General features: G+C 67.8%; 16 protein-coding genes. 9 read left to right on the top strand and 7 right to left on the bottom strand.

Annotated features, from left to right (window positions below):
- Positions 1–2 precede the first annotated feature (2 nt).
- The 6 genes from hemQ to hemL are packed head-to-tail and all read left to right on the top strand — an operon-like array spanning position 3 to position 6,090.
- The gene (gene hemQ / locus NNX37_RS01240) at positions 3–710 is read left to right on the top strand and encodes a hydrogen peroxide-dependent heme synthase (RefSeq protein ID WP_255790285.1); all 708 of its coding nucleotides are present in this window, start codon (positions 3–5) and stop codon (positions 708–710) included.
- A complete protein-coding gene (locus NNX37_RS01235; protein WP_255790282.1) occupies positions 707–1,900 on the top strand; it encodes a ferrochelatase in 1,194 nt (397 codons plus the stop codon). The genes hemQ and NNX37_RS01235 overlap by 4 nt, the downstream gene beginning before the upstream one ends.
- Entirely contained in the window at positions 1,900–2,859 is a 960-nt protein-coding gene (gene hemC / locus NNX37_RS01230) for a hydroxymethylbilane synthase (RefSeq protein WP_255790280.1), read from the top strand. The genes NNX37_RS01235 and hemC overlap by 1 nt, the downstream gene beginning before the upstream one ends.
- Before the next feature lie 24 nt (positions 2,860–2,883).
- Entirely contained in the window at positions 2,884–3,747 is an 864-nt protein-coding gene (locus tag NNX37_RS01225; protein ID WP_255790278.1) for a uroporphyrinogen-III synthase, read from the top strand.
- A gap of 34 nt (positions 3,748–3,781) precedes the next feature.
- Positions 3,782–4,765, top strand: coding sequence for a porphobilinogen synthase (gene hemB, locus NNX37_RS01220; protein ID WP_255790276.1), 984 nt, complete (start codon positions 3,782–3,784; stop codon positions 4,763–4,765).
- A complete protein-coding gene (hemL, locus tag NNX37_RS01215) occupies positions 4,765–6,090 on the top strand; it encodes a glutamate-1-semialdehyde 2,1-aminomutase (RefSeq protein ID WP_255790274.1) in 1,326 nt (441 codons plus the stop codon). The genes hemB and hemL overlap by 1 nt, the downstream gene beginning before the upstream one ends.
- A gap of 73 nt (positions 6,091–6,163) precedes the next feature.
- Here the strand turns inward: hemL and NNX37_RS01210 are convergent, their stop codons facing one another.
- The 4 genes from NNX37_RS01210 to NNX37_RS01195 all read right to left on the bottom strand — a co-directional run bounded on the left by NNX37_RS01210 (position 6,164) and on the right by NNX37_RS01195 (position 9,873).
- Positions 6,164–7,003 (bottom strand): MetQ/NlpA family ABC transporter substrate-binding protein, encoded by an 840-nt coding sequence (locus NNX37_RS01210; protein ID WP_255790272.1) that lies wholly within the window; start codon positions 7,001–7,003, stop codon positions 6,164–6,166.
- A 122-nt stretch (positions 7,004–7,125) separates the two neighbouring features.
- The gene (locus NNX37_RS01205; protein ID WP_255790270.1) at positions 7,126–7,914 is read right to left on the bottom strand and encodes a methionine ABC transporter permease; all 789 of its coding nucleotides are present in this window, start codon (positions 7,912–7,914) and stop codon (positions 7,126–7,128) included.
- Positions 7,911–8,891 (bottom strand): methionine ABC transporter ATP-binding protein, encoded by a 981-nt coding sequence (locus tag NNX37_RS01200; protein ID WP_255790269.1) that lies wholly within the window; start codon positions 8,889–8,891, stop codon positions 7,911–7,913. Before NNX37_RS01200 ends, NNX37_RS01205 begins: the two co-directional genes overlap by 4 nt.
- 259 nt (positions 8,892–9,150) lie before the next feature.
- The gene (locus tag NNX37_RS01195; protein ID WP_255790267.1) at positions 9,151–9,873 is read right to left on the bottom strand and encodes a 3'-5' exonuclease; all 723 of its coding nucleotides are present in this window, start codon (positions 9,871–9,873) and stop codon (positions 9,151–9,153) included.
- Positions 9,874–9,948: 75 nt separating this feature from the next.
- Here NNX37_RS01195 and NNX37_RS01190 point away from each other — a divergent pair, with 75 nt between their 5' ends.
- The 3 genes from NNX37_RS01190 to NNX37_RS01180 all read left to right on the top strand — a co-directional run bounded on the left by NNX37_RS01190 (position 9,949) and on the right by NNX37_RS01180 (position 17,245).
- Positions 9,949–10,308 carry an MGMT family protein gene (locus NNX37_RS01190; RefSeq protein WP_255790266.1) on the top strand — a complete coding sequence of 120 codons (360 nt, stop codon included), beginning with the start codon at positions 9,949–9,951 and terminating at the stop codon, positions 10,306–10,308.
- Positions 10,309–10,394: 86 nt separating this feature from the next.
- Positions 10,395–13,724, top strand: a complete 3,330-nt coding sequence (locus NNX37_RS01185; protein WP_255790262.1) for an ATP-dependent helicase — start codon at positions 10,395–10,397, stop codon at positions 13,722–13,724.
- A complete protein-coding gene (locus NNX37_RS01180; protein WP_255790261.1) occupies positions 13,721–17,245 on the top strand; it encodes an ATP-dependent helicase in 3,525 nt (1,174 codons plus the stop codon). Before NNX37_RS01185 ends, NNX37_RS01180 begins: the two co-directional genes overlap by 4 nt.
- A 42-nt stretch (positions 17,246–17,287) precedes the next feature.
- Here NNX37_RS01180 and NNX37_RS01175 read toward each other — a convergent pair whose 3' ends face one another.
- Genes NNX37_RS01175 through NNX37_RS01165 form a run of 3 tightly spaced genes read right to left on the bottom strand, consistent with a single transcriptional unit; the run spans position 17,288 to position 19,289 of the window.
- A complete protein-coding gene (locus NNX37_RS01175) occupies positions 17,288–17,977 on the bottom strand; it encodes a hypothetical protein (RefSeq protein WP_255790259.1) in 690 nt (229 codons plus the stop codon).
- Complete coding sequence (locus NNX37_RS01170; protein ID WP_255790257.1) at positions 17,974–18,912, bottom strand: ABC transporter ATP-binding protein; 939 nt, start codon at positions 18,910–18,912, stop codon at positions 17,974–17,976. Before NNX37_RS01170 ends, NNX37_RS01175 begins: the two co-directional genes overlap by 4 nt.
- Positions 18,909–19,289 (bottom strand): GntR family transcriptional regulator, encoded by a 381-nt coding sequence (locus NNX37_RS01165; protein ID WP_255790256.1) that lies wholly within the window; start codon positions 19,287–19,289, stop codon positions 18,909–18,911. Before NNX37_RS01165 ends, NNX37_RS01170 begins: the two co-directional genes overlap by 4 nt.
- Positions 19,290–19,352: the final 63 nt, after the last annotated feature.

Here is a 19,352-nt window from a genome sequence, read left to right as displayed (position 1 = left end):
ACATGAGTGAGACGATGGACCGCAGCCCCGCCGAGGCGGCCGGCAACGAAGAACAGTTCTTTACCCTCTGGACCGTTTTCAAGCGGTCCTCCACGCCCAAAGCACCTGTTTCCGACGGTGCGGTTGAAGCCTTTGAAGCCCTCGCCAAGGACCTGACCGCCGGCAACGTCACGCTCCGCGGCCTCTACGATGTCTCCGCCATGCGCGTGGATGCGGACGTGATGGTCTGGCTGCACGGCAGCGCGCCCGAAGCGCTGCAGGCGGCCCTGCGCCAGGTGCGCCGGACCGAGCTCTTCGCCGGCACCGAGATCGCCTGGTCCGCCATGGGCGTGCACCGCGATGCGGAGTTCTCCAAGAACCACTGGCCGTCCTTTGCCCGGGGGATCGACCCCGAGACCTGGATCTGCGTCTACCCGTTTGTCCGCTCCTATGAGTGGTACCAGCTGCCCGCCGAGGAACGCGGGAAGATGCTGCGCGACCACGGCATGCTCGGCCGCGAATTCCCCCAGGTCCTGGCCAACACCGTGGCCTCCTTCGCCCTTGGCGACTGGGAATGGATCCTGGGCCTGGAAGCTCCCAATCTGGTTGATCTCGTCGACATGATGCGCCACCTGCGTGCCACCGAGGCCCGCAACCACGTCCGTGAAGAAGTCCCGTTCTATACCGGCCGGCGTATTCCGGCCGCCGAAGTTGCCGAGGTACTCAAATGACATCCGCTGTTTCCAACGAGCCCGCTTTCGACCCGTTCGAGGGCGTCGATGACAACGGCCGCATGGCCCCGAAGCACTATGACGCCATCCTGCTGGCCTCCTTCGGCGGTCCCGAAGGCCAGGAAGACGTCATCCCCTTCCTCCGCAACGTCACTGCCGGCCGCGGAATCCCCGATGAACGGCTGGAAGAGGTGGCCACCCACTACCGCGCCAACGGCGGCATCAGCCCCATCAACGAGCAGAACCGTGCACTGAAGGCGGCACTGGAAGCCGAACTCGCACGCCGCGGCGTCGAACTGCCCGTGCTCTGGGGCAACCGGAACTGGGCGCCGTACATCAAGGACGTCCTCCAGGACGCCTACGACAACGGCTACCGCCGCATCCTCATGATCACCACCAGCGTGTACTCCTCGTACTCCAGCTGCCGCCAGTACCGCGAAGACCTGGGCATGAACCTCCTGAAGACCGGCCTGGACAAGAAGCTGCACGTGGACAAGGTCCGCCAGTACTTCGACCACCCCGGCTTCGTGGAACCCTTCGTCGAAGGCGTCCGCGAGTCCGTGGCCAAGGTCCGGGCCCAGCTCGCCGCCAAGGGCGTGGAGAACGAAAAGATCGAGATCCTCTTCTCCACCCACTCGATCCCCACCGCCGACGCCGAAGCCTCCGGCCCGCGCGACCGCGAGTTCGAAGAAGGCAGCGCCTACGTCGCCCAGCACCTGGCCAATGCCCGCGCCATCATGGACCGCATCCCCGAAGCCGCAGGCCTGGACTGGCAGCTGGTCTACCAGTCCCGCTCCGGCGCCCCGCACATCCCCTGGCTGGAACCGGACATCAACGACGCGATTGCGGAACTGCCCGCCAAGGGCGTCAACGGCGTAGTGATTGTTCCGCTGGGCTTCGTCAGCGACCACATGGAAGTCCTCTGGGACCTCGACACCGAGGCCATGGATACCTGCAAGGAACTGGGCCTGGCGGCTGACCGCACGCCGACCCCGGGCATCCACGAAACCTTCGTGTCCGGCCTGGTGGACCTGCTGCAGGAACGCACCCTGGAAAACAACATTGCCATCCGCCCCGCCATGACCGACCTCGGCCCCTGGTACGACGTCTGCCGTCCCGGCTGCTGCGCCAACCTGCGCGGCGAAAAGCCGACCATCGCCGGCGCCGACTCCACCGTGGGCGTCGAGTAGTGGCACAGTCGCCCGTCCTCATCGGCACCCGCGGCAGCGCCCTGGCCGTCACCCAGACCACCACCGTCGCCGAGGCACTGTCGGGGCTGGGCGGTTTCGACATCGAACTGGTGCGGGTGCGCACCGAGGGTGACATCAACCGTGCCGCCCTGTCGCAGATCGGCGGCACCGGCGTCTTCGTGGCAGCGCTGCGGGAATCGCTGCTGCGCGGTGACTGCGACGTCGCCGTGCACTCGCTCAAGGACCTGCCCACCGCTCCGGCGGACGGCCTGGCCCTGGGCGCGGTTCCGGAACGCGTGGACGTCCGCGACGTCCTGTGCGCCCGGGACGGCCTGACCCTGGCACAGCTTCCCGCCGGGGCGAAGATCGGCACCGGTTCCCCGCGCCGCGCCGCCCAGCTGCGGGCCGCCCGCCCGGACCTCGAGATCGTGGATATCCGCGGCAACGTGGACACCCGCCTGGGCCGGGTTGCCGGCCTGGTCGAAGGCGCCCCCGGAGACCTCGACGCCGTGGTGCTGGCTGCCGCCGGACTGGCCCGACTGGGCCGGCTGAACATGGTGACCGAGTACATCGACCCCGCCGTGATGCTGCCCGCCCCCGGACAGGGAGCCCTGGCCGTGGAATGCCGTGCCGCGGACGCAGCCGACGGCGGCCGGCTCGCCAAGGCACTTGCTGCCTACGACCACGCCGACAGCCGCCTCACCGTGGCTGCCGAACGGGCCATGCTCGGCCGGCTTGAAGCAGGCTGCACGGCTCCGGTCGGGGCACTGGCCCGCGTCGACGCCGACGGCATCACGCTCGAGGCAGTGGTCTGCAGCGACGACGGCACGCGCCTGATGCGCCGCACCGCCGTCGCCGGCGAACGCACTGAAGACGCCGCCCGTGCCCTTGGCGTGCAGGTGGCCGAGGAGCTGCTCGCAGCAGGCGCCGGGCAGCTCACCGACCTGCCCGCCAGCTGATGCCCGGCTTCGGGAGCCGCTGAGATGGCAGCCAGGCATCAGGGTCCGGACCTCGCCGGACTGTTTGTGGTTCTTCCCCGCACCCCGGACCGGGCTTCGGCCATGGTCCGGGAGCTGGAAGACTGCGGGGCATCCGTGGCGCTGATGCCCCTGATCGACTTCCAGTTCCCCGCGGACACCGCCCTGCTGGACCGCGCCCTGAATTCGCTGAAGGCCGGCCGGTTCGCCTGGGTGGTCTTCACCAGTGTCACCACGGTCCGGGCCGTAACCCGCCGGTGCGCAGCGCTGGGCATCCGCCCCGACGCCGTGGTTCCCGCGGACACCCGCATCGCGGCCGTCGGCGCGGGCACGCGGCAGGCGCTGGAGGAGATCGGCTTCGATATCGACTTCCTGCCGGACACTGACCAGTCCGCCCGCGGCCTGGCCGCCTCCTGGCCGGATCCGTCCGGATCCGATCCGGAGGGCGGGGACCTGCGGGTGCTGCTGCCGCAGGCCGACGTCGCCGATCCGTCCCTGAACGACGCCCTGACCTCACTGGGCTGGGACGTGCGGGCCGTGACCGCGTACTGCACCGTGGACTACCCCGCCGCCGGCGTGCGCTTTACCCCGGCGGTCCCCGGGGAGGGGCTGCTGGACCCGGAAGCCTTTGCCGCGTCGGCACCCGCCGGACCCCGCGCCGTCGTCCTCACCTCGCCGAGCATTGCCCGCCGGTTCGTGCGCCGCTGCGCGCCGGTCCCCGCCGGAACCCTGCTGGTCGCCATCGGCGAGAGTACGGCGGCACGGATGCGCGAGCTGGGCGTGGACGCGGATGCCGTGGCGAAGCAGCCAACCCCGGCGGGAATAGCGCAGGCACTGTCCATTGCTATGTCTACGGGTCCTACCCCCTAGTTCCCCATCTTTACCGGAAGGCAGAATTACCTCCATGAGCTTCCCCCAGCACCGCCCCCGCCGCCTCCGCACCACCCCCGCCATGCGGCGGCTGACCGCAGAGTTCCGGCTGGATCCCGCCGAACTGATCCTTCCGGCCTTTGTCCGCGAGGGCATCACCGAGCCCAACCCGCTCACCTCCATGCCCGGCGTCGTCCAGCACACCCTGGACAGCCTCAAAAAGGCCGCCTCCGAAGCGGCAGAGCTGGGCATCGGCGGCATCATGCTCTTCGGCATCCCCGCCGAGCGTGACGCCGTGGGCAGTGCCGGCACCGATCCCCAGGGCATCCTCAACCGCGGCATCGCTGCCGTCCGTGAGGAAGTGGGCGACGAGCTGGTCATCATGAGCGACGTCTGCCTGGACGAATTCACCGACCACGGACACTGCGGGGTCCTGGACGAAAACGGCGTGGTGGACAATGACACCACCCTGGACATCTACGGCCGGATGGCCGTGGAGCAGGCGCGCGCCGGCGCCCACGTGCTGGGCCCGTCCGGCATGATGGACGGGCAGATCGCCGTCATCCGCCACGCGCTGGACACCGCCGGCTACACCGACGTCTCCCTGTTCGCCTACGCGGCGAAGTATGCCTCCGCGTTCTACGGCCCCTTCCGCGAAGCCGTGGACTCGCAGCTGAAGGGTGACCGCCGCACGTACCAGATGGACGCCTCGAACCGCCGCGAAGCGCTGCTCGAGGTTGAGCTGGACCTCGAAGAAGGCGCCGACATGGTGATGGTCAAGCCGGCCATGAGCTACCTCGACGTGCTGGCCGACGTGGCTGCCATGTCCCCGGTCCCCGTGGGCGCTTACCAGATCTCCGGCGAGTACGCGATGATTGAAGCGGCTGCCGCCAACGGCTGGATCGACCGCCGCCGGGCCATCGAAGAGTCCGTGCTGGGCATCAAGCGGGCCGGCGCCAACATGATTCTCACCTACTGGGCCACCGAGCTGGCGGCCTGGCTGAAGGAAAGCAAGTAATGTCCTCACCTGTCTCACCGTCTTCCTCCGAAGAACTCTTTGACCGCGCCCGGGCCCTGATGCCCGGCGGCGTGAACTCCCCGGTCCGGGCCTTCGGCTCCGTGGGCGGCACTCCGCGCTTCATGGTCTCCGCCAAGGGCCCGTACATTACGGACTCGGAGGGCCGCGAATATGTTGACCTCGTCTGCTCCTGGGGTCCGGCCCTGGTGGGCCACTCCCACCCGGACGTCCTGGCGGCCGTCCATGCCGCCGTCGACAACGGGCTGTCCTTCGGTGCGTCCACTCCGGCCGAAGCGGAACTGGCGCAGCTGGTCATGGACCGGGTGCCGGGTGTGAAGCGCCTGCGCATGGTCTCCACCGGCACCGAAGCCACCATGACCGCCATCCGGCTGGCCCGCGGCTACACCGGCCGGAACCTGGTCATCAAGTTCGCCGGCTGCTACCACGGCCACCTCGACGGGTTGCTGGCCTCCGCCGGCTCCGGCCTGGCCACCCTGGCGCTGCCCGGCTCGGCCGGCGTCACCGAAGCCACCGCCGCGGAAACGCTGGTGCTGCCGTACAACGACGTAGCCGCCGTCGAGAAGGCCTTCGCTGAACACGGCGCGAACATTGCCGCGGTCATCACCGAAGCCGCACCCGCGAACATGGGCGTGGTCACCCCTGATGAGGGCTTCAACGCCGCCCTGTCCCGCATCACCTCCGCGCACGGCGCCCTGCTGATCCTCGACGAGGTACTCACCGGGTTCCGCACCGGACCGGGCGGTTACTGGGGGCTGACCGGCGCGAAGGAAGGCTGGACGCCGGACCTGTTCACCTTCGGCAAGGTCATCGGCGGCGGCATGCCCGTAGCCGCGCTCGGCGGCCGTGCCGACGTGATGGATTACCTGGCCCCGCTGGGCCCGGTCTACCAGGCCGGCACCCTGTCCGGTAACCCGATCGCGATGGCAGCCGGCGTGGCCACGCTGAAGGCCGCCACCGCCGAGGTCTATGCCACGGTGGATGCACGCTCCGCGGAGCTCTCCGCCGCCGTCTCCGCCGCACTGGAAGCCGCGGGCGTGGACCACAGCATCCAGCGCGCGGGCAGCCTGTTCAGCGTCGCTTTCGGCACCTCCGCCACCGGCGTGCACAACTATGAGCAGGCCCAGGCGCAGGAGTCCTTCCGCTATAAGCCGTTCTTCCACTCGATGCTCGACGCCGGCGTGTACCTGCCGCCGTCCGTGTTCGAGGCCTGGTTCCTCTCCGGCGCCCACGACGACGCCGCGATGAACCGGATCTACGACGCCCTCCCCGCCGCCGCGAAGGCGGCAGCCGAGGCGCAGCCGTAGGTCCGGCGGTTTAGGGCAGTAAAAAACCCCGCACCTCCCTTTGACGGGAGGTGCGGGGTTTTTCGTGTCCGGCCTAGAAAGCGGCGGTCACGTCACCGTTCGGCCAGGTCTCTTCAATGAAGGCCTTGGTTTCGGGGGAGTGGAGCAGTTCCTCGAGCTTGTCGATCCGTGCGTCCTTGTTGCCGGTCTTCCAGACGAGGAAGTTGGCGTACGGGTTGTCATCGGCGGATTCCACCAGCAGGGCGTCGTCCGTGTTCAGCCCGGCTTCGAGGATGTAGTTGCCGTTGATGATGGCAAGGTCCACGGTGGGATCACTGAGGTCATTGACCAGCAGTTCCGGCTGGTTTTCCTGGAAGTCCAGGTCCTTGGGATTCTGTTCCTCGGTCAGGGTCAGCACGGAGGAGTCGTCCGCGATGTCCTTCATGAGTCCGGCCTCTTCAAGCATCTTGAGGGCGCGTGCCTGGTTCGAGGGGTCGTTGGTGACCATGACCCGGGCGCCCTCCTTGATGGTGGAAACGTCCTCGTGCTTCTCCGAGAACGCGGCGTAGGGCTCCACGTGGATGCCGGCGCCGTGCTCGAAGTCGTAGCCCTGGCTCTCCATCTGGGATTCCAGGTAGGGCAGGTGCTGGTAGAAGTTGACGTCGCTGTCGCCGTCGTTGAGGGAAATGTTCGGCGTCACGTAGTCGTCGAACTCCTGGATTTCGAGGTCCAGGCCGGTGCCCTCGGCGAGGTTGTCGCGGACAAACTCCAGGATCCGGGCGTGCGGCGTGGGGCTGGCACCCACGGTGAGGGTGACCGGCTTTTCCGGGTCAAGGCTGTCTACGGCGCTGGAGGCGGAATCAGATCCGCCGCAAGCCGTCAGCGCCAGAGCCGTGGCCACACCGGTGGCAACGAGGGTAAGTGTTTTACGCATCGAATGCGTTCCTTTCACGTAACCCGGGAAGCGGATGTCCGCCGTCCGGGGAAGGTGCAGCTAGCGGCTACTGGCTGCAGGTCCGCAGGGCCCGGGCATGCCGGGCTCTGCGAAGACGGAGGTTAGACCGTGGTCTTATCGGGTTCGCGGGCGGTGCCGGCGGGGGCGGCGGCGGGGCTGATGCCTTCTGCCGCGGCAGCCGGGCGGCTGCGCCGTCCGGTACCTGAGGCCGACCGGTGGTCCACCCGGCGCGAGGCGAAGTCGCCGGCCAGCTGGATGATCTGGACGAGGGCCACGATGATGATGATCGTGACCACCATGACCTGGGTGTCGAAGCGCTGGACGCCGTAGTTGTAGGCCAGTCGGCCGAGGCCGCCGCCGCCGACGATGCCGGCCATGGCGGAGTAGCCCACGAGGGTCACCAATGTGGTGGTCAGGGCGGCGACGAGTCCGGGCAGGGCTTCGCGCAGCAGCACCTTGGTGACCACCTGCATCTTGGTTGAGCCCATCACCAGGGCCGCATCGATTTTGCCGCCGGAGACGTCGCGGAGCGCGTTTTCCACCAGCCGGGCAAAGAACGGGATGGTCGCGATGCTCAGCGAAACCGAGGCCGCCACGGGGCCGATCGAGGTGCCGGTGATGAGGCGTGCCAGCGGAATCAGGGTGACCATCAGGATGGCGAACGGCACGGACCGGGTGATGTTGACGATGATGTCGCTGACAATCCGGTTGACGATCTTCATGGGGAGCAGGCCCCCGGGGGCGCTGACGTGCAGGAACACGCCCAGCGGCAGCCCGATCAGCAGGGTGAAGAACCCGGCGATGCCCACCATCTGGAGGGTCTCCACCACGGCCTCCGGCAGGGCCTTGGTGATTCCGGGGTTGTCGAAGAGTCCGGTCAGGAAGTTCATGCTGCCACCTCCACGGTGACGCCCTGCAGGGCGAGGTATTCATGGACGGCGGCCATGTCGGTGTGCGTATCCAACTGGATGCGCAGCCGTCCGAAGCGGGTGCCGGCCAGCAGCTCTACGCTGCCGGCAAGGACGTTGACGTCGGTGTCGAATCGGCGGGTCAGTGCGGACAGCACCGGATCCGAGGTGGTCTGGCCCGTGAACAGCAGTTCCAGGACCGGACCGCCGGGCGACGGCGGAGTGACGGGCAGCGGGATCAGCTGCTTGGCCAGCCGGCCGCGTAGGTCCGAGGCAACCTCGCGCAGCGGGCCGTGTTCCACGACGCGTCCGGCTTCCAGCAGGGACACCGAATCGCAGATCCGCTTCACCACGTTCATCTCGTGCGTGATGATCAGGACCGTCAGGTCCAGGCGGCGGGTGAGGTCGGAAATGAGGTCCAGGATGTCATCCGTGGTGCCGGGGTCCAGCGCCGAGGTTGGCTCGTCGCACAGCAGCACATCCGGATCGGAGGCCAGCGCCCGGGCAATGCCCACCCGCTGCTTCTGTCCGCCCGAAAGCTGCGCGGGGTATGCCCCGGCGCTGCCTTCCAGTCCCACGAGGGCCAGGAGTTCCTTTACCCGGGCATCGATGACGCTCTTCTTGGTGCCGACGAGTTCCAGCGGATGCGCGATGTTGGCTGCGGCTGTGCGGGAATCCATGAGGTTCGCGTGCTGGAACACCATTCCGATGCGGCGGCGGGCCGCACGGATCTCGGAGTCCTTGACCGCGGTCAGCTCACGGCCGTCGATCGTGACGGAGCCCGACGTCGGCCGGTCCAGCAGGGTCAGGCAGCGGACCAGCGTGGACTTACCGGCACCGGAGTGCCCGATGATCCCGTGGATCGACCCCTTGGGCACGCTCAGGCTCACGCCGTCCAGTGCGGTGACGGTTCGCTCGCCCTGCCGGTAGACCTTGCGAAGGTCGGTAACTGTGATCATTCGTCCTCGTCATATGCGTTAGATGGCCGGCCCGGAGCATGCGGAAAGGGGCACGGTTCTGTGCCGTGCCTGGATGCCGGCCGTGCGGAGGGGTGTCTGCCAATCTCGTGGCGCGAGACGTCACGCGCGTTCAGTACGCGCGGGTACGCCTGGGGCGCCATCAGCGCCAAACACAGTAACCAGTATCGCATGATGGCTGCGGCGACCCGGCCAAAGTGACGGCCTGTGAAGAGGTTCGCAGGAGGGATGCAGCCAGGAATCAGGCGGGATCCAGGACGGAACCGGGTTCGTGGTCCGGTGCGGCCCGGAACGGCCAGCTTCCGTCAATGACGGCTTCCGGGTCCCGGCGCCGGAGGTAGTCCTGGAAGCTGGCGGCCTGGCCGGCGGCCCAGCTGACCTGGGAATCGTGCAGGGTGCGTGCGTCGCACTGGAGTTCCGGATACTTTTCCGCCATGACCGCGGCCACGGACAGGGTGGCCGCGACGTCGGCGGCGGAGGTGTGGGCATTTTCGAAGCCGACGCCGTAGTGCTCGGCCATGGCTGTAAGGGTGCGCTTGCCGCGGCGGAACCGGTCCACCTGCTTGTCCAGGATGTACGGGTCGATCACCGGCATCGGATGGGGGACCGTCAGCCCGAAGCGCTCGCATTCGCGGGCCAGGACAGTGAAGTCATAGCAGGCGTTGAACGCCAGGACCGGAATCCCGGCGGCAAACATACCGGCCAGCACCTCCGCCACCTCGGCTGTGACTGCGGCGGGGTCCCCGCCCTCCGCCTGAGCACGTTCGTTGGTGATGCCGTGGATGGCTGCCGCCTCGGCCGGGATCGGAATCCCGGGGCAGGCAAGCCACTCGTGGTGCTGCAGGGTCTCGTCCCGGCCGTTGACCAGGATGATGGATGCGGTGACGATCCGCGCGGTCTGCGGATCCCGGCCCGTGGTCTCTAAATCGAAGGCGGCCCGGGGGAGTTGATGCCAGCTGTTCATGCACTAAACCTATCCGGGAGCGGTGACATTCCCGTGATTGGCCCAGAGCCCGGCGGCGTCGGTAGCCTACTGGATATGCGCAGGGACTACGCCGACGCGGTGCTGGCTGTGGCCGATCTCATACCGCCCGGACGCGTGCTGTCCTACGGAGACATTGCCGAGCTGCTCGACGCCGGCGGTCCGCGCCAGGTGGGTGCGGTACTGTCCGCCCGCGGCTCCGAGGTGTGCTGGTGGCGGGTCCTGCGGTCCTCGGGGCAGCCGCTGAGATACCACGAGGTGCGCGCCTGGGAGCACTACCGGCAGGAGGGCACCCCGGTGCGCGGGACGGCGGACGACGACGGCGCCGGCTACCGGGTGCGGATGGACAGTGCCCGCTGGCAGCCCGGCGACGCGGAATGGAAACTCCTGGACAGCCTCCGGGAAGGTCTGCGTTAGTCCGGCCCGGGCGGCGTCGACCCGGACACCGGGAGCTTCGAAGCGTCGATATCAGGAATGTCGGAGGGACATGATGAAGTGGAACCATGAGCGTTGAACTCCAACTCGTCGGGCCGGCTGCAAGCGCGTTGTCCGCGCCCCGGCTCAGCGCGGACCAGCAGGCCGTGGTGGACCTGCCCACGGGCAGCGGCCCCGTCCTTGTCCTGGGAGCGCCGGGAACCGGCAAGTCCACCGTCCTGGTGGAAGCCGCCGTCGCACGGATTGAACGCGACGGGCTGGACCCTTCCCATCTGCTGATGCTGGCCCCCTCCCGGCTTGCCGCGGCCGGCCTGCGGGATGCGCTTTCGGCCCGGCTGCAGGGAACCCTGAGCACCGCGCCCGCCAGGACCTGGGCCTCCTACGCCTTCGACCTGATCCGGCGAGCCAAGACCGAAGGCCGCCTGCCGTACCTCACGCGGGCGCCGAAGCTGCTCTCCGGCGCCGAACAGGACGTCATCATCAAGGAACTGCTGGCCGGACACGGACAGCAGGGAGTGCCGGAACTTCCGTGGCCTGACAGCCTGGACCAGGCACTGGGCACCCGCGGCTTCCGCCAGGAAATCCGCCAGCTCTTCGACCGCGTGATCGAGTACGGCATCTCCGCCGAAGAACTGCGTGAACTGGGGCAGCGGCACGGCCGTCCGGACTGGGAAGCGGCCGCAGAGCTTTACGCCGAGTACCGGGACGTCCTGGACCTGCGCATGCCCGAGTCCTTCGACCCGGCAGGCATCATTACTTCGGCCCTGAATATCCTGCACTCGGACCCGGAGTTCCTGGCCGCCGAGCAGGAGCGCCAGCAGCTGGTGCTGGTGGATGACCTGCAGGAAGCCAACCCCGCCATCCACAGCCTTTACGCACTGCTGGCCGGTAGCGGAGATTCCATCGCCGCCGCCTGCCCCGACACCGTGGTGCAGGGTTTCCGCGGTGCGCGCCCGGACCTGGTGGGCCGGCTGGCCGAACGCTTCGAGGGCAGGCTCGATACCCGTGTCCTGACCACTTCACACCGCCTGACCGGTTCGCTGGCCGGTGCCTGGACGCGGACTGCCTCGAGGATTTCCGTGGTCGGCCGGCTGCCCTCCTACCGCACCGCCGTGGCGGATGCACGGTTCGTCGGGACGGATCCCGGGGGCGGCAACGTCCAGGAGGCACCCGAGGCACCCGAGGCTCCGGAAACAACTGAGGCTCAGAAGGCCACGGAGACCCCCGAAGTCCCGGAGATACCGGCTGCGGGCACGGCCGAGGCGCATGTCGTGGACACTCCCATGCACGAGCAGCGTTACGTGGCACAGCGGATCCTGGAAGCCCAGCTGCTGCAGGACCGCTCGCTCGAGGACATCGCCGTCATTGTCCGCACCGGCGCCCAGCTGGCTGCCCTCCAGCGCTATCTCACCGGACAGGGGATTGAGGTCAAGGTTCCCGTCGCGGAACGGGCGGTGCGCGATGAAGCCGCCGTCCGTCCGCTGCTGGACGCGTTTGCCGTCGTCCTGGACCCGGAACTGCTCACCCCCGAACTGGCAGTGTCACTGCTGACCTCGCGCATCGGCGGCGCGAGCACGCTGGAACTGCGCCGGCTGCGGCAGGCACTGCGCCGCGAAGAGCGCAGCGCCGGCGGCGGACGGACCAGCGACGCACTGCTGGTGGAATCGCTGCTGGACCCCGAGTCGGAGTCCGGGCGGGCACTGGCCGGCCTGAGCTGGGATGCCCGTCCGGCCGCCCAGCGCATTTCCGCCATGCTCGCCGCCGGGCGGGAGGCTGCCCGGGAACCCGGTGCCACGGCGGAAACGGTCCTGTGGGCACTGTGGTCCGTCTCCGGCTGGTCCAAACGGTGGGCGGAAACGGCCCTCTCCGGCGGCCCGGGTGCTTCCCGCGCGGACCGGGACCTGGACGCGATCATGGCCCTGTTCCAGACCGCGGAACGGTACGTTGACCAGCTGCCCGGTTCCACCCCGGCGCAGTTCCTGGATTACCTCACCAGCTCCGAACTGCCCATGGATACCCTGGCGGCACGGGCCCAGCGCCGGGAGGCCGTGGAACTGCTGACCCCTGCCAGCGCGGCAGGCCGCGAATGGCCGATGGTGATTGTCGCCGGCATCCAGCAGGATGTCTGGCCCAACCTCCGCCTCCGCGGCGAACTGCTGGGCAGCGGGGAACTCGTGGCGGCCGTGGAACACGGGGACAACTTCCGTGCCCACCGCAGCCCGCTGACGCTGATGCAGTCCATCCGCTTCGACGAACTGCGCAGCTTCTCCACCGCCATCTCCCGCGCCCGCGAAGTGCTGATCTGCACGGCGGTCTCCTCCGAGGACGAACAGCCCTCCGCCTTCCTGGACCTGGTGGCACCGCTGGAGCCGGGAGCCGAGAAACGCCAGCGCACCGAGGTCCTGCGCCCGTACACGCTGCGCTCACTTGTCGCCGAACTGCGCCGGTACGCCCAGCAGCCGGACGAAGACCCGGAGCTGGCCGCCGAGGCCGTCCATCACCTGGGCACCATGGTGAACCACGCCGTACCGGTCCCGGGAGCCCACCCCGGGAAGTGGTGGGGACTCGCGCCGCTGTCCAGTGAAGCTCCGATCCTGCCCCCGGAGGCCCGGATTCCGGTGTCGCCCTCCAAGGTCGACGCCGTGCTGAAATCTCCGCTGAGCTGGTTCGTCTCCGCGGCCGGCGGCGAGCAGGCCACCGACTTCGCCCGGTCCCTGGGCACGCTGGTGCACTCCATCGCGCAGGACATGCCGGATGCCGCCGGCAGCGAATACGTGCAGGAGCTGCAGAAACGCTGGCCGTCCCTGGGCATGAAGGACAATTGGGAAGGCCAGATGGATTATCAGCGGGCCGAAACCATGGTCCGCAAACTGGCTGAATACGTCATCACCATGCGCCGCAGCGGCCGCTCGCTCGTCGCGGTCGAAAAGGACTTTGAGGTGGAACTGCCGGTGGAGATCGACGGCGCGGTCCGCACCGCCCTGCTGCGCGGCCAGATCGACCGGCTGGAAGTCGATGCCGAGGGGCGGCTGTTCATCGTGGATCTGAAGACCGGCAAGTCCGCCCCGAAGAAGGACGACCTGCAGGGGCATCCGCAGCTGGCCGCCTACCAGGAGGCCGTGCGGGAAGGTGCCCTGCCGGACGCCCCGGCGGTACCCGGCGGCGCGGCCCTGGTGCAGCTGGGCACCACGAACAAGGGGGTTTCCGTGCAGGAACAGCAACCCCTGGACCCGGACGACACCACGGCGCGGGACATGGTCCGCAACGCGGCCGTGCTGATGTCCGCGGCGTTCTTCGAAACAGTCCACGATCCGGGCCGCAGCGGCTTTGGCGGCAACGGCTGCCGGCTGCCCGAAATCTGTCCTCTCTGCGCTGAAGGAAAGCAGGTCACCGAGTGAGTGCGTCCGTAACCGACGAGGTTCCCGGCGGGCTGCCGCAGGCCGCGCCCGTCCCGAAGTACTCCGCCCTGGAACTTGCGGAACTGCTGCATACCGATCCGAACAAGCGGGTGGAGAACCCCACCGACGACCAGATCGGCATTATTGAGGGCCCGCTGGAACCCCTGCTGGTGATCGCCGGTGCCGGGTCGGGCAAAACCAAGACCATGGCGGACCGGGTGGTCTGGCTGGTGGCCAACGACCTGGTCCGGCCCGAACAGATCCTTGGGGTTACCTTCACCCGCAAGGCGGCCGGTGAGCTGGCCTCCCGCATCCGCGCGCGCCTGAACCTGCTCTACCACCAGCTCGACGCCGGACCCGGCGGAGCAGCGGATCCGGATACCGCCGGCGGCGGCGAGGAACGGATGGAGCCGAGTGTCTCCACCTACCATTCCTACGCGAACGGCATCGTGAACGACTACGGCCTGCGGATCGGCGTCGAACGCGATTCCGTGATGCTTGGCGGCGCGCAGTCGTGGCAGCTGGCCAATGAAGTGGTGGAAGCCTACTCCGGAGACTACGAACATTTCACGGCCGCCAAATCCACCCTGGTCGGCGCAGTGCTGCAGATGGCCGGTGAATGCTCCGAACACCTGCGCACCCCTGCCGAGGTCCGTGCCGAACTCGCTGCCCACGTGGACGCGGTCACAGCCCTGCCCTATCAGTTCGGCAAACCCAAGGAACCCACCCAGGCCGCCCGGAAGCTGGTTAACCGGCTGCGGACGCGCATCTCCGTGACCGAACTGGTGGAGGCCTACCAGCGGGCCAAGGCGGAACGCCGGCAGCTGGACTTCGGCGACCTGGTGGAGCTGGCGGCACGGATCGCGGCCACCATCCCCGAAGCGGTGGAGATGGAACGCGCCAAGTACAAGGTGGTCCTGCTGGACGAGTTCCAGGACACCTCCCACGCGCAGATGGTCCTGTTCTCCAACCTGTTCGGCGACGGCCGCTCCGTCACCGCCGTCGGGGATCCGCACCAGTCCATTTACGGGTTCCGCGGGGCCTCCGCCGGCCAGCTGGGCACCTTCCGGGAGAAGTTCCCGCTGTTCACCGACACCGGCCGCCAGCTCGCGCCGCTGGCCAATCTGTCCGTGGCCTGGCGGAACTCCACCTCCGTGCTGGCCGCGGCCAACACCGTCTCCACCGCGCTCAACGGCGTTGCCCCCTGGCTCAAGCACCAGCGCCTGCCGCACGTACCCGAGCTGCAGGCCAGGGACAATGCCCCCGTGGGCGAGGTGTATCTGGGCCGTTACCTCTGTGATGTCTCGGTAGAGCCCGGCAAGGGCACTCCGGAGCGGATCCTGGGAGAGGCGGAAGCCGTGGCGGAGCAGGTGGCCTTCCACCGCAGCCGCAAAGTCGAGCTGGGCGGGTTTGATGACCGCGGCAAGGAACAGACCCCCACCGTGGCGGTGCTGTGCCGCGGACGCAAGCAGTTCGAGCCGATCCGCAGGGAACTGGAGCAGCGCGGCATTCCGGTGCAGATTGTCGGCCTGGGCGGACTGCTGTCCACCCCTGAAGTGGTTGACCTGCTCGCGGTCCTGCGGGTCCTGGGTGATCCGGGACGTTCGGATTCCATGCTTCGGATCCTGGCCGGAGCCCGGTGGCGGATCGGACCTGCCGACCTCATGGCGCTGGCGGACTGGTCCCGGCACCTGGTCCGGGTCCGTGAACGCGCCGTCCGGGTGGCCGACGCCGCCGATATCCACGGCCCGGATGAAGCTCCGGACCTGGTGGTGGAGGCGGACCTGGTGGAGGCCGGCAGTCTGGTGGAAGCCGTGGACTCCCTGCCGCGTCCCGGCTGGGTCTCCAGCGCCGGACGGTCCCTCTCCGAGGAGGGGCTGAAGCGCCTGACGCAGCTGCGGAACGAGCTCCGGGACCTGCGCGGGTTTGTCGGCGAGGATCTGACCACGCTGATCGGCGAGGTGGAGCGCCGAATCCTGCTCGACATCGAGGTCGCGGCAAAGCCCGGGGTTACCCTGCACGAGTCCCGGCGGAACCTGGACGCATTCATCGACGCCGCAGCCACGTTCAGCTCCTCCGCGGAGCGGGTGGACCTGGCCGCCTTCCTCGCCTGGCTGGAAGCCGCCAACTCCGAGGAAAACGGCCTGCCCGTGACACCGCTGGAACCGAGCCGCGAAGCGGTCCAGCTCCTTACCGTCCATGCGTCCAAGGGGCTGGAATGGGACATCGTGGTGGTCCCCGGACTGAACGAAGCCTCGTTCCCCAGCGACAAGGATTCGCGCTGGAGCAGCGGAGATTCCTCCATCCCGTGGACCCTGCGCGGCGACAGCCTGGACCTGCCGCAGTGGGACTGGGAACAGGTGGACCAGAAGTCCTGGCTGGACAGCGAAAAGCTCTTCAGCGAAGACGCCAAGGGGCACGCCGAACGGGAGGAACGGCGGCTGGCCTACGTGGCGTTCACCCGCGCCAAGTCCGTGCTGATATGCACCTCCTCCGCCTGGGGCGGAGGACGGTCCAAACCACTGGGTGTGTCACGGTACCTCCAGGACCTCTACGACCTGGAACAGTCCGGCGCCGCGGGCTACCGGCTCCTGCACTGGGTGGCGCCCGAAGACGAGGGCACGGAAAACCCTGCCAACGCCGAGACGGAGCGGGCCAAGTGGCCGATTGATCCGCTCGGACCCCGCAGGCAGGCAATGGAAGCCGCTGCGGAGGCCGTCCTGGAGTCTGCCGGACACCGGGCGGCACGGGCCGCGGCCCGGGAGGAAGGCCGTGAAGAGGACGACGTTTCCGAGGGGGAGGCCGCACCGGATACGGCTCAGACTCCGGCCCCCTCCGGACGGTGGAGCCGGGAAACGGAACTCGTCCTGGCCCGGCACCGTCCGCCGAACGAAGTGGTGCAGGTGGAACTCCCCGCCCACATTTCAGCGTCCATGCTGGTGGATCTGAAGGACAACCCGGCGGAGGTCACCCGCCAGCTCCGCCGGCCGGTTCCGCGCCAGCCGGGGATGGCCGCCCGCAAGGGCACCGCCTTCCACGCGTGGGTCGAGGAATTCTTCGGTACCAGCGGGATGCTGGACATTGACGAATACCCGGGGGCCGCCGACGCCTATGTGGATGAGGCCTATCAGCTCGAGGACATGATCGCCACGTTCGAGGCATCGGACTGGGCGCAGCGGACGCCTGCCTTCATCGAAGTGCCGGTGGAGACCAAGGTGGACACCGTCGTCGTCCGCGGCCGGATCGACGCGGTGTTCCAGGACGCGGACGGCACCTGGGACCTCATCGACTGGAAAACCGGCGCTCCGCCGTCGTCGCAGAAGCTTGATGTGCGGTCCGTGCAGCTGGCGGTGTACCGGCTGGCGTGGGCGCGGCTCAAGGGGGTTCCGCTGGAGAAGGTGCGCGCCGCCTTCTACTATGTGGCGGCGGACAAGCTGATCCGCCCCTACAACCTGGCCGGCGAAGCCGAACTCGAGGAGATCATCCGCGAGGCGGCAAAAACCCCGTCCGCCGGGTTCTGATCCGACGGACGGGGTTCGGTTGCTGAACCGGTTGGGGGAGGGTCAGGGAACGGCTCGCCGAAGCGTGGCGTAGGACGTGAGGGCAAGCAGTGCACCGGTAGCCAGCAGCCAGCCGGCCAGGGAGAGCGGCGTCAGTTCCACTATCCAGGCGCCGACTGAAGCCCAGGCCTCCCGCCAGGTGATCAGTGCGACGATGCCCAGCAGGACGGCGCCGGCGCCCACCAGCGCTGCCGTGAGTCCAATCGTCCGCCACCGCTTGTAGATGGTCGAACTCCAGAAGCCCAGCAGGAACAGCAGGATGGTGACCGCGAAATAGAAGAGGATCTGGGTGTACCAGGCGCCCTCGGCAATCCACGGGATGGCGAAGATGGCGCCATTCATGCCCCAGCCGTCGGTCGCCTGCTCCACCAGCCCCAGTACCCAGTACAGGACCGCCAGAGCCAGGGCGACCAGGGAGAACAACCCGATCGTGCCGATGTAGAAGGCGCGCCGGCTGACGCTGAGGGCCTGCGAGAAGGGGAAGAGCAGGGTCATGGCCTGGATCCCCAGGGCAAAGAAGTACCACATGACCGCCTGCCCGGAGCCCGAAATGACGTTCGAGGCATCGTCCGGGATCATCGCGAAGATGGCCAGCGAAATCAGCGTGGAGGATGCCAGGATAATCAGCGGAATCCACAGGTAGATCCACTTATTGGTCAGCTGCATCCGCGCCACGGCTACTGCACGGTTCATTGGAACGCCTCCAGGCTGTCTGTTGCCGCAGTGCCGGACGGCTTCTCTACGCCGTCGGCCTGCAGGGTCTTGCGGACAATGAGTTGCTGCAGGGACACCGGCGTCAGCTGCAGCCCAAGCTCGGCGGCTTCCCGGCGCCCGGCGTCGTCGAGCCGGTGCTCTACGGTCACCGAAGCGAGGGACCCCAGGGCTTCGCGGTGCAGTACCTGATACCCGGCGATGAAGGCCTCGACGATGTCCGCCGTGCCGCTGATGGTCACGGCACTGCCCCTGATGTTCTCTGCGTCGTCATTCAGGACAATCCTGCCGTTGTCGATCACGATCACATGCTCCAGGAGAAGGGCGACCTCGTCGATCAGATGCGAGGAGAGCATGATGGTGCGCGGATGCTCGGCGAAGTCTTCGACCAGCCGGTCGTAGAAGATCTGCCGGGCCACGGCGTCGAGCCCCAGGTAGGGTTCGTCAAAGAAGGTGATGTCCGCCCGTGATGCCAGTCCGAGAACCACTCCCACGGCGGACAGTTGGCCGCGGGAAAGCTTCTTCAGCCGGCGCTTGACCGGGAGCGAGAATTCCTCCGCGAGCGAGGCGGCGAACCCGGCATCCCAGTTGGGATAAAGGAGCCCGGCGGATGCGAAAGCGTTGGCAGCGGTGAAATCGTCCGGGTACTTCTGCGATTCGCGGACGAAGCACAGCCGTCGCAGCACCCGGTCATTTTCGAAGGGGTGTTCTCCGAAGACCCGTACCTCGCCGGAAGACTCAAAGCCCTGGGCCGTGAGGATGGACATCAGGGTTGTCTTGCCAGCCCCGTTGCGTCCGAGCAGCCCGTAAATGCGGCCGCCGGAGATATCCAGGTTAACGTTGTCGAGCGCTAGCTGGTCCCGGTAACGGCGTGTGAGGTTCCGGGTTTCTATTACGTTCGTGGTGCCGGCAGTCATGGCGCCATGCTCCCTTCGGTGTCGACGGCGCTGCGCTGAATCAATCCGGCGAGCTGGGTGCCGTCAATACCCAGCTTCCGAGCTTCGGTTGTCAGCGGTCGGACGTACTGCTCATAGAACTGTTCCCGCCGCTTTCTGAGGACGGCTTCCCTGGCTCCGGGCGCCACGAACATGCCGATGCCCCTGCGCTTATAGAGGATTCCCTCATCCACGAGGAGATTGATGCCCTTGGCCGCCGTTGCCGGGTTGATCCGGTAGAAGGCCGCGAACTCATTGGTGGAAGGCACCTGGCTTTCCTCCTTGAGGGTTTCGTCAAGGATGTCGCCTTCGACGCGTTCGGCGATCTGCTGAAAGATCGGCCTGCTGTCATCTATCAAAGCGGCTCCTGTGTTTTCATGCCGGCGACCCAAGTTCCCGGTTCACTACTTCCTTGGTTCATT

The sequence above is a fragment of the Arthrobacter zhaoxinii genome (genome assembly GCF_024385505.1).
GTDB classification, from domain to species: Bacteria; Actinomycetota; Actinomycetes; order Actinomycetales; family Micrococcaceae; genus Arthrobacter_B; species Arthrobacter_B zhaoxinii.
The sequence above is the reverse complement of the archived record's forward strand: the minus strand, read 5'-3'. Positions and strand labels throughout refer to the sequence as shown.

What these genes read in the sequence shown, in the direction of transcription:
- hemQ (WP_255790285.1), top strand. Translation starts at nt 3, where the DNA reads ATGAGTGAGACGATGGACCGCAGCCCCGCCGAGGCGGCCGGCAACGAA.
- NNX37_RS01235 (WP_255790282.1), top strand. Translation starts at nt 707, where the DNA reads ATGACATCCGCTGTTTCCAACGAGCCCGCTTTCGACCCGTTCGAGGGC.
- NNX37_RS01225 (WP_255790278.1), top strand. Translation starts at nt 2,884, where the DNA reads ATGGCAGCCAGGCATCAGGGTCCGGACCTCGCCGGACTGTTTGTGGTT.
- hemB (WP_255790276.1), top strand. Translation starts at nt 3,782, where the DNA reads ATGAGCTTCCCCCAGCACCGCCCCCGCCGCCTCCGCACCACCCCCGCC.
- hemL (WP_255790274.1), top strand. Translation starts at nt 4,765, where the DNA reads ATGTCCTCACCTGTCTCACCGTCTTCCTCCGAAGAACTCTTTGACCGC.
- NNX37_RS01210 (WP_255790272.1), bottom strand. Translation starts at nt 7,003, where the DNA reads ATGCGTAAAACACTTACCCTCGTTGCCACCGGTGTGGCCACGGCTCTG.
- NNX37_RS01205 (WP_255790270.1), bottom strand. Translation starts at nt 7,914, where the DNA reads ATGAACTTCCTGACCGGACTCTTCGACAACCCCGGAATCACCAAGGCC.
- NNX37_RS01200 (WP_255790269.1), bottom strand. Translation starts at nt 8,891, where the DNA reads ATGATCACAGTTACCGACCTTCGCAAGGTCTACCGGCAGGGCGAGCGA.
- NNX37_RS01195 (WP_255790267.1), bottom strand. Translation starts at nt 9,873, where the DNA reads ATGAACAGCTGGCATCAACTCCCCCGGGCCGCCTTCGATTTAGAGACC.
- NNX37_RS01190 (WP_255790266.1), top strand. Translation starts at nt 9,949, where the DNA reads ATGCGCAGGGACTACGCCGACGCGGTGCTGGCTGTGGCCGATCTCATA.
- NNX37_RS01185 (WP_255790262.1), top strand. Translation starts at nt 10,395, where the DNA reads ATGAGCGTTGAACTCCAACTCGTCGGGCCGGCTGCAAGCGCGTTGTCC.
- NNX37_RS01175 (WP_255790259.1), bottom strand. Translation starts at nt 17,977, where the DNA reads ATGAACCGTGCAGTAGCCGTGGCGCGGATGCAGCTGACCAATAAGTGG.
- NNX37_RS01170 (WP_255790257.1), bottom strand. Translation starts at nt 18,912, where the DNA reads ATGACTGCCGGCACCACGAACGTAATAGAAACCCGGAACCTCACACGC.